The sequence below is a fragment of the Haloprofundus marisrubri genome (assembly GCF_001469955.1).
In the GTDB taxonomy this organism is placed as follows: domain Archaea; phylum Halobacteriota; class Halobacteria; order Halobacteriales; family Haloferacaceae; genus Haloprofundus; species Haloprofundus marisrubri.
Genome location: NZ_LOPU01000031.1, coordinates 103,831 through 117,990 on the forward strand (window position 1 = coordinate 103,831; position 14,160 = coordinate 117,990).

Sequence of the window (14,160 nt, forward strand, 5' to 3'; positions counted from 1 at the left end):
GCCGAAAAGCAGACAACGGGTTGCGATTCGGCGGCGACAATGCTGATTGTGCTTCGCCAACTATCGAGAGGTATGTCGTCGAACGGCCGAGTGCGCGACTTCTCGAAGTTCTACCGGGAGTACGCCCGTGGCGGCGTCCACGCCGCCAGCGCCGCCGCGATGACGGCGTTCGGGTTGCTCACAATCTACCACGAGGCGTTCGCAGTGCTGGCGGTGCTGGCGTACGTCGTTCCGGCGCTGTACGTCTACGCCGAACGGGATGCCGACGGAAACCATGTCGAGCACCGTGAACACTCCGAACACTCGTCGACCACCGAGACGACTGAATCGCAAGTATCGAGCGCCGGGTCACGCGAAAATGCCAGCGACGAGAAACACCGCACAGAGGGGGTCGAAGGGCGCAGACCCAAACCGTCCGCTCGGCCGTCGTCAACGTCGGACCCAGATGGCGGCGAGGTAGATGAACCCGAAGCAGAGATTGAGGCCGGGACGAAAGCGGGGTCGAGACGCGGTGACGACGCCGAAACAATCGATAGCGACCCCGGAACAACTGATAACGACGCCGGGGCGAACGACGACGCCAGTGGAGACGAGACAGCCGGAGACGACCGAACTTGGACGACTGTCGAATCGTCCGTCGGCATAGACTTCTCTGATGCCGTCGTCGCCGGCGACAACGCGTACGCTGTCGGAGAGGACGGCCGTGTTCTCACGCGCACGGACGACGGATGGTCGACCGTGCTCGCCGACGGTCCCGCCGCGGAGGGCGAGAACCTGACCGGCATCGACGCCACCACCGACGGCGCGGCGGTCTGGGTCGCCGGCGACGGCGGGGCGCTGGGACGAATCGACACCGCATCGAACCGCCACACCGACTACTCCGCGCCCGACGGCGACACCGACAGTCTAACCGACCTCGCCATCTCGGGGCGCGCAGGTGAAGAGACAATCCTGTTGGTGAACGGGTCGGGGGCGGTCCGCCGCGGCGAGTACGACGGCAAAGGGGTTCGGTGGGACGAACTCCAGAAACCCGGAAGCGGGTCCAGTTTTGCGGCAGTCGCGTTCGCGGACGCGAGGCGAGGCTATCTCGCGGATACGAACGGGTCGGTGTTCCGCACGGCCGACGCCGGCGAGAGCTACGAGGAAATCGGCATCGACGACGCCGGAGCGCTGACGGCCGTCGTCTCCGCGCCGGAGTCGATGACCGACGTCGAGGTGTACGTCGCCGAAGACGACGGGACAGTCCACCGGTTCGACGGCACCCGGTGGACACCGAGTCGAGCGAGCGAGGAGAGTCTCTGGGCGCTTTCGGCCGATTCGGCGACGGGTTCGACGACCGATTCGCTGACCGATTCAGCGACACGCCTCGTCGCCGTCGGCGACCACGGAGTAGTTCTGGACGGAACCGACGAACGCTGGGAGACCGAGGAGACACCGACCGACGAGAGCCTTCGCGGGGTCGCTCTCGGTGCCGAGTGCGAGGTTGCCGTCGGCGACGACGGCGTGATTATCGAACGGTGACCGTCAGCACTGTCGAAAACACGTCGTAGACTGCCGCCAACGCCTCTTTTACGGGGAGACGCCCTAACGACAAGGTATGCACGTACTGACGGGTGGGGTTGTCGCGGACGTAGACGGGACGCGGGAGGCCGACGTCGCCATCGAAGACGGCGAAATCGTCGCTGTGGGCGACGTTCCGGACGGTGACACCGAAACTGACGTCTCCGGGCAGGTAATCGCCCCCGGACTCATCGACACGCACGTCCACGTGATGATGGACGGCCGGGCGGACGTGAGCACCATCTACGACGACAGCCCGTACACCGCGAGCTACCGGGCAGTCGCCAATCTGCAAGACGCCGTCAGGGCGGGTGTAACGACAGTTCGTGACCTCGGAAGTCGGAAGACGCTCGCCCTCGACGCGGGCACCGCCGTCGACGACGGTATTCTGACCGGCCCGCGCGTTCTCGGCTCCGGGCAGAACATCGTGATGACCGGCGGCCACGGCCACGCGTTCGGCTGTGAGGCCGACGGTCCCGACGAGGTGCTGAAAGGCGCACGCCAGCAGCTAAAACGCGGTGCGGACGTCGTCAAATGCATGGCGACCGGTGGTGTGCTGACAGAGGGTGCGGTGACCGGGTCGCCGGAACTCACCGAAGAAGAACTTCGCGCGGCCGTCTCCGCGGCGAGCGCGAAAGGCGTCCCGACGGCGGCGCACGCCCACGGCGACGAGGGAATCAAGAACGCGGTCCGCGCCGGCATTTCGAGCATCGAACACGGGACGTTCATGGACCGCGAGGCCGCCGAGATGATGGCCGAGGAGGGAACGTACTGGGTGCCGACGGCGAGTGCCCTCGTCAACATCGTCGATAACGGCGTCGAAGCGGGTATCCCCGAGGAAGCGGTCGCAAAGGCAGAGGACGCCGCCGGTCGATTCGAGCACGCGTGGGAGTACGCACTCGACGCCGGAGTCGACATCGCGATGGGCACCGACGCCGGGACGCCGTTCAACCAGTTCGGCGACATCCCGCGGGAACTCGAACTGATGGTCGACTACGGTCTCGAACCAGACGCGGCGCTGGAGGCGGCGACGGTGAACGCCGCGGACCTCGTTGGCCGCGGCGACCTCGGCCGCGTCGCCGAGGGCTACCGTGCGGACCTCGTCGTGCTCGAAACGGACCCGAACACCGACGTGACGGCGTGGCAGTCGCCGACAGCGGTGTTCGCCGACGGCGAACGCGTCGACTGACCGAGAAAGAACCAGAAAAATCCACGACAATCGACTTATATGCCATCGGGACGGTCAGCCGAAAGCGATTGTGAGAGCCGAGAGCACAGTCGATTGGTGTCACAAACTCTTTTGCCCATCGCTGAGTGTATCCGGCCGATGCACCGCCGGGCACCGTTCGTCCTACTCGCCATCTTCCTCGTCGTGGCGGCGATAGCGCCGCCAGCGGCGGCGTTTTCGGGCACGAGAGCCGGTGGGTCGGCCGTCGACTCCTCGCCGAACTCGATGGCCGCGATGCAGCAGTCGTTCGACAGCAGTGAAGTTCGTATCGTCGTCCACGAAGACGGGTCCGCGCGGTGGACGTTCCACTACGAACAGACGCTGGCGAACGAGACCGAACGGCAGAACTTCGAGTCGTTCGCCACAGAGTTCAACAACAGCGAGACACCGCTGTACAACGGGTTCAAGAGTGAGTCCGAGTCACTCGTCAAGAACGGTGCCAACAGCACCGAACGGCCGATGGCCGCCCAGAACCACTCACGACAGGCGTACGTGACCGACAGTCTCGGAAACACCATCGGCGTCGTGGAGATGTCGTTCGTCTGGACGAACTTCGCACAGACCGGCGACGAAGGGACGGTGACCGTCGGCGACGTCTTCGAAGGCGGACTGTACATCAGCCAGAACCAGTCGCTCGTCGTCGAAGCCGGCGAGAATCTCGAGTTCAAAAACGTCACCCCGTCGGCGATGCAGTCGAACACCAGTTCGCTGCCGGCCAGCGACTCGGTGACGTGGATGGGCGAGAAGCGGTTCACCGACAACCGTCCGCAACTCGTCTTCGTTCCGGAGGGGACACAGACTATCGTCGCCGGCGGCGACGACGGTGGGGACCAAGCCCAAGACGGCACGGACGGCGGAACCACGACACCTATCGGCAGTGGCGGTGGGAGTATGTGGCTCGCCGGGGCCGTACTCGTCATCTTCGGCGGCGTCGCCGTCGCCCTCTGGTATCGTCGCGGCCGTGAGGAAACGGTCGATACCGTCGACACCGGAACGGGCGGTGGCAGTGCCGACGGGGCGTCGACGGCAGTTCCGCCCCAGCCGTCTGTCTCGGACGAGGAACTGCTCTCCGACGAGGACCGCGTCATCACGATGCTCGAAGACCACGGTGGCCGGATGCGACAGGTTCGTATCGTCGAGGAGACGGAGTGGTCGAAGTCGAAGGTGAGCATGTTGCTCTCGGAGATGGAAGACGAGGGCCTCATCTCGAAACTCCGCGTCGGGCGTGAGAACGTCATCAGCCTCGACGGTCACGAACCGGAGGCGACGAAGTCGCCGTTCGACGAGGAGTAACGCGGTGCGCTACGACGGGTCACAGCCCGTCCGAAACGCAAGCGTTAAACATCACTCGCGGATAGTATGAGATGCGCTCCGTTGGTGTAGTCCGGCCAATCATCTTGCCCTCTCACGGCAAGGACCAGGGTTCGAATCCCTGACGGAGCATTTTCTGAACGTAGTGAAGAAAAGCGTACGGAAGGGATTCTAATCAGGGAGTGACGCGAGCCTCGGCGAGCGAAACGACCGTGGTTCGAATCCCTGACGGAGCACTTTTCCAAACCTCGAACCGACGAGCGCAGCGAGTCGTGTTTGGTTCTCAAAAATGCGAGGGAGGGATTCCGTGCTCAGAGGACGAAACAGAGTCTTTTTGCACACTTTCGAGAAGGACTGTTTGTGGAGGATAAAAGAGGCACAGACGGAACGACGACCCTCCTCTATCTCATCCTCATCAACCTGCTCCCCATCGGTGGTCTGTTCGTGTTCGATTGGAACGCCGACAATCTACTGTTCGCGTATTTCGTCCAAAACGGTCTTCTCGTCGTGCTCTACAGTTCGTTGGTTCCGTTTGCGACACAGGAACCCGAACTGGACGAGTACAGTCCGCGAGCAGTCCCGATTCCGTTCATCTCTGCGCGTTCCGGATGGAGACGAATCGTCGGGTGGCTCCCACCGATTAACTACTGGAACGTCCAGTTCGTCCTCTGGCCGCTCTCTTTGGGACTGGCGTTTTGGCAGGTGTCGGGAACGGTGTTACTCGACCTATCGACTCTCAGCATACCGGAGCGAGGAGGCGGCCACGGTATCCCACTCGGACAGTATCTCGATGCCGTTGCGGCTGCTGGTTCCTTCGAGGTAGCGATGGTAGCGGTGCTGACTTCCGGATTAGCGTGTACGGTTATCTCCCGCGATTTCTTCGGGCAGGAGCGCTACGCACGCTTTTCAGCGCCCGAGTTGGCCGAAATTCCGCTTCGGATTGGGCTGTACTGGTTCGTCACGACCGTTCTCGCCTCTGCCGTCGTTGTCCTCACGTCCCCGCTCGCATCCATCTTTGACCACTCATCGTATGCAGAGTTCAGAGTCGTCTTACTGTTCGTGACGATGACCTTACTACTCGAACGTGGACTCGTTTCGGTCCAGAGAGGAAATGAGCCGGGGAGAGTCGTCTACTGGGTCGCACTGTTCTGGTCGGGTCCGAAAAACTCCGACGACCGGGTCGAGTGAGTCCCTCTCGTTGTGTTCGGAGATTTTGACAGGGTGGATAGACGAGTTTGGTGAACTAGACGTAGTTCTCCCGAGAGTCGATTACTGGGTCGTGGCGGTGATATAGCGACCGCCAACTCAGACGCGCCGAAACTTACCCGAGCAATCGCCGAAGCAGCGCGTTCGCCGAGTCGTTTCCGGACCCACCCTCCGTCGAGAGCTCGCCCTCGCTCGTGATTTCGGCGCTCGTAATCGCACCGAGCGTGTCGGTAATCGTGTAACCGGGCGTCTCGACGGTGACCTCGTCGCCGTCGGCGACGTCGACCCAGCGGAGTTCGAGTTCGTAGCTTCCGTCGGCCTCGATTTTCGACGCTTCCTGCTGGCCGGAGGCTTCGTGATACGCCCACGCACCTTCGTCGGCGTACTGAGGGTCCGTCTGGCCGCTGATGGTCCGGACCTCGACGGTACGGTCGGTGTCCGACCCGGCCATCGGGTACTCGCGGTCGACCCACGCACGGTAGCCCTCTTCGATTGCGTAGACGTTCGTGAAGCCGTTCTCGATGAGCGTCGCCGCTCGCTGCGAGGAGAGATAGTTCGGGCAGTCACAGTAGATGACGATGCGGTCGGATTTCGGCCAGTCGGCGACCGGGTCGTTCCGCTCCAGACCCTCGGGAGCGATACTCTGGACCGCGCCGAACACGTGCGAGACGTCGTAGGCGGCGGCGCTGCGAGCGTCGACGACGCGGGCCTCGCCTCGGGCGTACCAGTAGTAGGCGACGTCCGCGGGAACGAGAGGAACGTTGACGACGCCGGAGTCACGGCGGACACGGTTGGCCGGGAAGCGGCCCGTGTCGACCGTTCGCTCCGCCGGCGTCGTCTCGAACTCCGGCGGGTAGCCGTCGAGCGGGGCCGTCTCCTCGGGGAGGTCGTCGCCGTTGCGCGGTCCTTCGAGATTCTCGAACGAACTGGGTTCGTCCGTCGGTTCCTCTGTCGCGGTTTCGGTCGTCTGGTTCGACGCTGCGGCGGTCTGTGTTTCGGTCGGTTCGGCGGTCTGTGTGGACTCGTTCGCCGGTGTCGAGGTGTCGGACCCCCCGTCGTCTCCGCTCGAGGCACAACCGGCGACACCAATCGTCGCCGCTGCGCCGAGCGTGGCGAGGTACTTGCGGCGCGAGGACTGTTTCGATGGCATTCGTACGAGTGCATCCCAACGGACAACGCTTTACTATCGACATGATAAGCCGAGATTCGGCCGTCTGCGGCCGGACAGGCAGATCTAGCCGAGACCGTTGTAGTCGGTTTCGAACGGTTCAACCGACGCACGACAGCAGACGAATCGGTCCCACTTCGGGCGCAGAGCGCTTATCTCGTTCATAATAATAGTCGTAGGGGGCCACCGTTAGAATGCGTCGCGCCGAACGAGGTGTTCCGGGCACTCGGTTCCCCCACGGCACGTGAACTGACGCCTCGTTCCCGCGGCCACCCATCGCGGGCCCCCACCCTTTGACCCGAGGTTGCGGACCCGTCTCTCTCCCCCCCTCGTCCTTCGTCGGGGACGCCCCGACAGCAGTGTGTCAGGTGTGTCGACCGACCCGGTTTATTCCCTCTATAACTACCACCCGTGAGCGCGAACTACGGACAATGTTCGGAACCAGCGGTATCCGTGGACCGGTCGGAGACGACGTGACGGGTGAGTTAGCCCTCGCCGTCGGGCGCGCACTCGCCGCAGAGGGCTACGACCACGTCGTTCTCGGGCGCGACGCTCGAGAAAGCGGTGCCTTCCTCGCCAACGCCGTCGCTGCAGGCGCACAGGAGTGCGGGACCGACGTCACCCGAGTCGGCGTCGCCTCGACCCCCACCGTCGCTCGCAGCGTCGCCGACTTCGACGCCGACGCCGGCGTCGTCATCACGGCGTCGCACAACCCCGCGACCGACAACGGCATCAAACTCTGGACGCCGAGCGGTCAGGCCTTCGACGCTAAGCGTCGCGCGGCCATCGAGGAACGCATCCGCGAGGAGTCGTTCGAGCGCGCAGACTGGCAGGGCGTCGGTATCGAACGCGAGCGAAACGACGCCATCGAGAACCACATCGACGCACTCGTTTCGGCGGTCGACCTCGGCCGCCAGCTTTCGGTGGTCGTCGACGCCGGCAACGGCCCGGGTGCGCTGACCGCGCACGCACTCTCGGAACTCGGCTGTGACGTGACGACGCTGAACGCCCAACCCGACGGGAGCTTCCCGGGCCGACCGAGCGAACCGACGGCCGAAAACTGCCAGACGCTCTGTTCTGTCGTCGCCTCCACCGACGCTGACCTCGGCATCGCACACGACGGCGACGCCGACCGGATGATGGCCGTGACCGAAAACGGCGAGTTCGTCGCCGGCGACCATCTCCTCGCGCTGTTCGGCCGCCGTGCCGCGAACGACGGCGAACGCGTCGCCGCGCCGCTGAACACGAGTCTCGCCGTCGACGACGCGCTCTCGCCGCAGGGCGCGACGGTCGAACGAACTCCCGTCGGTGACGTGTACGTCGCCGAAGCCGCGAGTTCGCCCGCCGTCACGTTCGGCGGCGAACCCAGCGGCGCGTGGATTTGGCCCGACGAGACGCTCTGTCCGGACGGCCCCCTCGCCGCGGTCAAACTGGCCGAACTCGTGAGCGTCGAAGGCTCGCTCGAAACGCTGCTGGGCGAACTCCCGCGCTACCCGACGCTGCGCGACAGCGTCGAAGTCGCCGACAAGACGGCGACGATGGCTGCGGTGAGCCAGCGCGTGGACGACGAGTTCGACGACGTCGACGAGATGGACGGTGTCCGCGTCGCACTCGACGATGGATGGTTCCTCGTTCGCGCCAGCGGTACTCAACCGTTGGTCCGCGTGACCGCGGAAGCACGCGACGAGACGCGCGCACAGGAACTGTTCGACCGGGCCTACGAGATGGTCGAAGACGCGGCGAAAGCGTCGGCGTAAGCGCGTCAGCTACGGTCTCTGCGCATTCTGCGCTCTCTTCGGACCTCGCGGGCCGGCCGCTCTGTCTGCTTTCTTCGGCTTCGCCATCGGCGTGACCCGACAGCACAGATTCTCGCGTGTCGTTTCGTGCTCTCGCTCGGAGAGATTATGAACTCGCTATCCATTCTACGAGACGAAGACACCCATGCCCTCCACAGACCCAACAGAGAAAATCGCACTCGCCCTGACCGGGTTGTTCGTCGTCGCCGTCCTGCTCTGGGGATATCTCGTCGCCCAGCAACTCCTCCTCTCGGTTCTGATAGCGCTGGTCGGCGTCCTCGTCTACGTCGCGTGGCGTCTGTTCGGTGGGACCTCTCGTCGACCCGTCGAACCGTAGACTATCGAGTCGAAGCGCGAACTATCGAATCAGTCCGGAGACTCCCGAGTTAGACTGAGCCACAGCAGTTCAGAACCATCGCTCCGGTCGAGCGAACGACGAACTCGGTGGTCGAGAGACCACCGGGCGTCAAAAAAGGGGTGGTCCGCGGTTGCGAGTCGCGCCTACTCGACAGTGACGCTCTTTGCGAGGTTCCGCGGTTTGTCTATGGAGCGACCCAGCAGGTTCGCCGTGTGGTACGACACCAGTTGGAGTTGAACGTTGGCGAGCAGGCCGGCCAGCGCGGGGTCCGTGTCGGGGATGGGGAGGTGCGCGTCGGCGGCGTCGACGGCCGGATGTCCCTCGGGTGCGACGGCGACGATGGGCGCGCCGCGGGTCTGGGCTTCTTTGGCGTTCGTCAACGTCTTCTGGTCGTCGGTGCCAGTGAACACCGCGAACACCGGGGTCTGGGGAGTGACGAGCGCAAGCGGACCGTGTTTGAGTTCACCAGAGGCGAACCCTTCGGCGTGTTCGTACGTGATTTCCTTGAACTTCAGCGCGCCTTCGACGGCGACCGAGTAGCCGAGGCCGCGGCCGATGAAGAAGAACGCCTCGCTGCCGAGGTAGCGGTCGGCGAGTTCGTGGGCGCGGTCGCCGTCGAGCACCTCGCGGACGTTCTCGGGCAGCGAGCGCAGCGACTCGAAGAACGTCGTCGGGTCGTCCCACGGCAGGTCGCCGGTGACGTCCTCGCCGATACGGTGGCCGAGCAGACAGAGTGCGGCCACCTGCGAGGAGAACGTCTTCGTCGCCGCGACGCCGATTTCGGGGCCGGCGCGGACGAGAAGCGTCTCGTCGGCCTCGCGGGAGACGGTTGAGCCTTGGACGTTGGTGACGGCGACAGTTCGAGCGCCTTCGGCCTCGGCGCGTTCGAGTGCGCCGAGCGTGTCGGCCGTCTCACCGCTCTGGGTGACGGCGACGACGAGCGTCTCGTCGGTGATTGGGTCGGCGGTTCCGTACTCGCTCGCGCGGAAGGCGCGGGCGCGGACGCCGGCGGCGTTGAGCAGTCGGGCACCGTACAGCGCCGCGTGGTAGGAGGTGCCGCAGGCGACGAACTGGACGTCGGTGACACCGTCGAACGTATCGAGTTCGGTGAGCGAGACGCCGTCGTCTTCGATTCGACCTTCGACCGTGTTTGCCAGCGAGGTGGGCTGGTTGTGAATTTCTTTGAGCATGTAGTGGTCGTAGGAGCCTTTGCCGGCGTCTTCTGGGTCCCAGTCGACGGTGTCGATGTCGCGGGAGACGGGTTCGCCGGCGACGGTGGTCATCGAGACGCTGTCGGGTTCGACGACGACCATGTCGCCGTCTTCGAGGTAGACGACCTCGGCGGTGTGTTCGAGGAACGCGGGCACGTCGCTGGCGAGGAAGTACTCGCCGTCGTCGAGACCGAGCACGAGCGGCGACCCCTGTCGGGCGGCGTAGACGGCCTCGAAGCCGTCGACGATAGCCGCGATGGCGTAGCTGCCGTCGAGTTCCTGTACTGCGCGGCGGAACGCCTCTTCGGGCGTGCCGACTTCCGCGAGGTGGGAGGCGATGAGGTGAGGAACGACTTCCGTGTCGGTGTCGGAGACGAACTCGACGCCTTCGGCTTCGAGACTCGCCTTCAGTTCCTCGTAGTTCTCGATGACGCCGTTGTGCACGACGGCGACGCGACCCGACTCGTCGGTGTGCGGATGCGCGTTGTCGTCGGTCGGTGCCCCGTGGGTGCTCCAGCGGGTGTGACCGATGCCGACGTTACCGTTCGGTTCCGACCCGCGGATGGCGCTTTTCAGTTCGGCGACTTTGCCGGAGCGCTTGTGGACTTTGATGCCAGTGCCGTTTTTCACGGCGACGCCGGCGGAGTCGTAGCCGCGGTATTCGAGGCTCTCCAGACCGGAGACGAGCGCTCCGACGGAGTCAGAGCGGCCGACTCGGGCGATGATACCGCACATCTACATCTCCTCCACGGTAGGTCGGACCGGAGGGCTGGTACAGCGATTGCGTTCGGTACTGCGTCCCGATAGGGCGGAACTGTGGCGGACCATATTCACATCTCCTACTCTGTATGGTTTACTATGAACGGGGTAATCGGAGACTTATTTCGCCGCTAAAGACCGTTTCAACGTGCAACAGTTACAACCACGTCAGACACAGCGGTCACAGGCCGGGCCGGATAGAGTGCGTATCGACCCGAAAACACCGACGAAACGGCCGGTTCGAACGGCTTGTGACGACTGTCAGATATGGTGTCAGAGACGGCGAGTGACCAACCGCGAGCAGCGGCTTTCCTTCTCTGCTCTGTTGACTGCTCGTCGAACGGTACTGACGTGACGGACTCATCTCCGAAGAACGTCTCGGGCGCGTCGACCGACACAGGGGTTCGAGACGTTCTCCGAGACACGAACGGACACGAAAAGGCACCAGAAGGCACGAGAAGAGTACCGGCCGACGGATTCGCCGGGAACGACCAACTGCCGTGTTGACGCCCGTCGTCGCCGCGTGAGGGCCTCGGAGTTGTCGGGGTCACAGCCACAGCACACGCGGTCGAATCCTCGCCGAAGCGACGGCAGTCCGTGAACACTGAGTCCGGAGAAACGCCATCGAGTCGTTCTGTGCGGCTCGCCCGGAGAGGCGAATCGGAGTCGTGGGACCGGGATGTGGAGTGCTGGGCACCGGTATGTGAGTTGCGCACTGACGCTCCGAGAGGGTGCGCGCGGCCCGACGTACTGTGATGAGAATAGGAGACAGCCAGCGTCGAGAGCCGATAGAGAACTGCACTCTCGTTCGCAGGGAATCGGACGAGACGGCGGTACCTGCTCGGAAGGCAGTTTAGAACAGCCACGCGGACAGCGTCGTCTACGGCTGTAGTAAAAGTACGTCCGCAAAACACCCGACCATCGGGGTCGAAGCCGGCGACAACGGGCACGGCAACGGATACGGTGATGGGGCACAGCGGCGCTGTACCGCCGGAGCGATTACCGAAGCGCGGAGTCGGCCCAGTCGGGCGTCTCGTCGGTGAGCGCAATGACGTTCTCGCGGCCGACGTTTATCTTCGTCAGCTTGCCCTCTTCTTCCATCCGCGAGAGGAGGCGGCTGACTTTCGACTTCGACCACTCGGTCCGGTCGACGATTTCGCTCTGTCGCAACCGGCCGCTCTCCTCGTGGAGCATCTTGAGAACGCGGCCGTCGTCCGACAGCGGAACCTGTGTCTCGGCCGGCGGTGCGTCTGTCCGCTCCTCGACTTCGGGGTCGGACGCCGCTACGCGTTCGTCGGCGTCGTCGTCCGTCTTCACGGTTCTGACGATGTCGCTGCCGTGTCTGCGGACCACCGTAACGACGCTGTACCGACTCCGACGGTACCAGACGCCGAGTCCGGCGAGAACGGCCACTGCCAACCCGGCGAATCCGATGGTCGTCGCTGGGTTGGTCGGGTCGGTCCCGAGGAGGATTTCCTGTCTGTCGGCCAGTCCGTCGTCGTCGGTGTCGACCCGCAGCGGGTTGGTGTCGTGGCGTTCGATTTCGACTCTGTCGCTCAGACCGTCACTGTCGGTGTCGGCCGCCAACGGGTCCGTGTTGTGTCTGTCGACCTCCGCACCGTCGAACAGGCCGTCGGCGTCGGAGTCTTCGTTCTGTGGGTTGGTTTCCAGCGCGAGTTCCTGGCTGTCGGTGAGGCCGTCGTCGTCGGAGTCGGGGTCCATCGGGTCGGTTCCGTGGTCGTCGACTTCCGCCCCGTCGGGCAGTCCGTCACCGTCGGTGTCGGGACCCAGCGGGTCGGTCCCGAGGATTATCTCCTGTTGGTCTCTGAGCCCGTCACTGTCGCTGTCGGGGTCTAACGGGTCCGTGTCGTGGTCGTCGACTTCCGTACCGTCTGAGAGGCCGTCTCCGTCTGTGTCGCGCGAGTCGAGGTCCGTTCCGAGTTCGACCTCCCGGTCGTTGGTCAGGCCGTCACCGTCGTAGTCGCCGGTTCGCTCGATGAACGTGTACGTCGTGGTCGTCGCGGCGACGGCTTTCTGGTTGCCGAAGCCACGGGTGGCGACGATGGAGACGTTTCGCTCGCCGGAGACGCTCGGCGGATAGCGCTCGAAGTCGAACTTGACCTTGCGCGAACCGTTGGGGTCGACGTTTAGCTGTTGGCAGTCCAGTGAGACTCGCTTTCCGTCGTCGGTTTCGACGTACGCACAGAACTCGTACAGCGAACTGTTCCCGGCGTTGTGAAAGCGCGTGGAGAGCGTGCTCGACTCGTTTCGCCAGACGTAGGTCTGGTTGTCTCCCTGCTGGATGCTTCCCTCGTCGGAGAGCGAGATACCCTCCATCGAGGAGTTCGCACTCGTGAGTACGGAGTCCGAGGCGGCAACCGGTGTCGCCGCTGCGAGCGAAACGATGCCCGCGAGGACCAAGAGGAGGGCTAACATCGGCGGGGCGACTCGATGATTCGATTGCGTCACGTCACACTCTCCCTCGAGTGGTGGATACGAGAGGTCGGCGGATGCCGAACGTAGTTCTTTCGATGTTGTAATGTCTCATTGCCTATGCAAATTTGGGCCAATGACAGATTTCACGTATCGTGTCGGACACGGCGTATAGGTCCGACTCGTCCGGTAACAAGTCATTGAAGCTACCGAAGATTTGCAGTTTCTTGACGAAATTCGTATACGACGCCGGGTGCGGGGATGGGGGGAGTCGACACCGCGGGCCGAACGCTTACTCGCCGTTACCGTTCGCGGACGGAATCGCCTGGGAGTATCCCGAGAGAGCGTACGCCAACGTGACCATTGCGAGTATCACCGCGATGATGCCGACTGCGAGCGTTCCGGATTCACCGAGTACGGGGGCGTCGAAGGTGATTCCGAGAAGTGCGAGTGCACCGATTCCCGAAACACCGACCGAGTACTTCTGCCAGGAGGCCGGTTCTGACGCCTGGACCCCTGGGGTTGCGGGGCCAGATGGGGTGGCCTCCTCGACGATCTCGTTCGTCAGGTAGGGGTCGAACTGGTCGGCGACGTCGTTTCGTTCGACGATACCCCGGCTCTTGTTGTAGTCGATGACGCCGTCTTCGTCGAGTTTCGGCAGGTGTTCTTGGTAGAGAGCGATGTATACGCGCTGGCGCTGGTCGGACATCAACGCTTCAACGGTGGTGTCGTTCTCCCAGGCGGCGACCTGTTCTGCGATGTCGCGCATGCGAACCGAGCCTTCGGTACCGCGGAGGTACCAGAGGACGTCGCGGCGGCGGCGGTTCTGGAGGATGTGGAACAACTGGTCCTTCGAGAGGGGGGTTTCGGTGTCCAGTTGGGGGGGCTCGAACGGGGCCGTGTTATCGGACTCTGTGACTGTCATGTGCCAGGTACAAACCCTGGGGGAGTAATAAATCAGGATGTCCGTATCGATAGTCGCAACTGTTGCAAACGGTCCGGCGAACTGTTGCAGACTGTTTCATACCGTTGTATACGACTGTTTTGACCGTTCTCAGATTACCAATCGTACTTCTGATACGTCGTCGGCCACGCGAGCGGCAGTCGCTCTCAGAAACAGTAACCAATCT

The 14,160-nt window shown here is 63.7% G+C and carries 10 protein-coding genes and 1 tRNA gene; 7 read left to right on the forward strand and 4 right to left on the reverse strand.

Annotated elements, in window-relative coordinates; all coding sequences use genetic code 11:
• Positions 1–72: 72 nt before the first annotated feature.
• The 5 genes from AUR64_RS16690 (at position 73) to AUR64_RS16710 (ending at position 5,287) form a co-directional block, all read left to right on the forward strand.
• Entirely contained in the window at positions 73–1,521 is a 1,449-nt protein-coding gene (locus AUR64_RS16690; protein WP_058583102.1) for a WD40/YVTN/BNR-like repeat-containing protein, read from the forward strand.
• 76 nt (positions 1,522–1,597) lie between these two features.
• Positions 1,598–2,749: a metal-dependent hydrolase family protein gene (locus AUR64_RS16695; RefSeq protein WP_058583103.1), complete on the forward strand. Its 1,152-nt coding sequence runs from the start codon at positions 1,598–1,600 to the stop codon at positions 2,747–2,749.
• Positions 2,750–2,887: 138 nt separating this feature from the next.
• Entirely contained in the window at positions 2,888–4,081 is a 1,194-nt protein-coding gene (locus tag AUR64_RS16700) for a helix-turn-helix transcriptional regulator (RefSeq protein WP_058583104.1), read from the forward strand.
• Positions 4,082–4,156: 75 nt separating this feature from the next.
• A tRNA-Glu gene (locus AUR64_RS16705) sits at positions 4,157–4,231 on the forward strand.
• Positions 4,232–4,459: 228 nt separating this feature from the next.
• Entirely contained in the window at positions 4,460–5,287 is an 828-nt protein-coding gene (locus AUR64_RS16710; protein WP_058583105.1) for a DUF6498-containing protein, read from the forward strand.
• A 133-nt stretch (positions 5,288–5,420) separates the two neighbouring features.
• On the opposite strand, the gene AUR64_RS16715 is transcribed toward AUR64_RS16710, so the two are convergent.
• Positions 5,421–6,455, reverse strand: a complete 1,035-nt coding sequence (locus tag AUR64_RS16715) for a rhodanese-like domain-containing protein (RefSeq protein ID WP_058583106.1) — start codon at positions 6,453–6,455, stop codon at positions 5,421–5,423.
• 449 nt (positions 6,456–6,904) lie between these two features.
• On the opposite strand from AUR64_RS16715, the gene glmM reads away from it, so the two are divergent.
• Both glmM and AUR64_RS16725 read left to right on the forward strand, forming a co-directional pair.
• Positions 6,905–8,230 (forward strand): phosphoglucosamine mutase, encoded by a 1,326-nt coding sequence (gene glmM, locus AUR64_RS16720; RefSeq protein ID WP_058583107.1) that lies wholly within the window; start codon positions 6,905–6,907, stop codon positions 8,228–8,230.
• Positions 8,231–8,414: 184 nt separating this feature from the next.
• Positions 8,415–8,606, forward strand: coding sequence for a hypothetical protein (locus tag AUR64_RS16725; protein ID WP_058583108.1), 192 nt, complete (start codon positions 8,415–8,417; stop codon positions 8,604–8,606).
• A gap of 164 nt (positions 8,607–8,770) precedes the next feature.
• On the opposite strand, the gene glmS is transcribed toward AUR64_RS16725, so the two are convergent.
• The 3 genes from glmS to AUR64_RS21175 form a co-directional block, all read right to left on the reverse strand.
• Positions 8,771–10,573: a glutamine--fructose-6-phosphate transaminase (isomerizing) gene (gene glmS / locus AUR64_RS16730; protein WP_058583109.1), complete on the reverse strand. Its 1,803-nt coding sequence runs from the start codon at positions 10,571–10,573 to the stop codon at positions 8,771–8,773.
• Positions 10,574–11,596: 1,023 nt separating this feature from the next.
• A complete protein-coding gene (locus AUR64_RS16735) occupies positions 11,597–13,066 on the reverse strand; it encodes a helix-turn-helix transcriptional regulator (RefSeq protein WP_155120640.1) in 1,470 nt (489 codons plus the stop codon).
• A gap of 256 nt (positions 13,067–13,322) precedes the next feature.
• Positions 13,323–13,955, reverse strand: a complete 633-nt coding sequence (locus AUR64_RS21175; RefSeq protein ID WP_058583111.1) for a DUF7344 domain-containing protein — start codon at positions 13,953–13,955, stop codon at positions 13,323–13,325.
• Between the last annotated feature and the right edge of the window lie 205 nt (positions 13,956–14,160).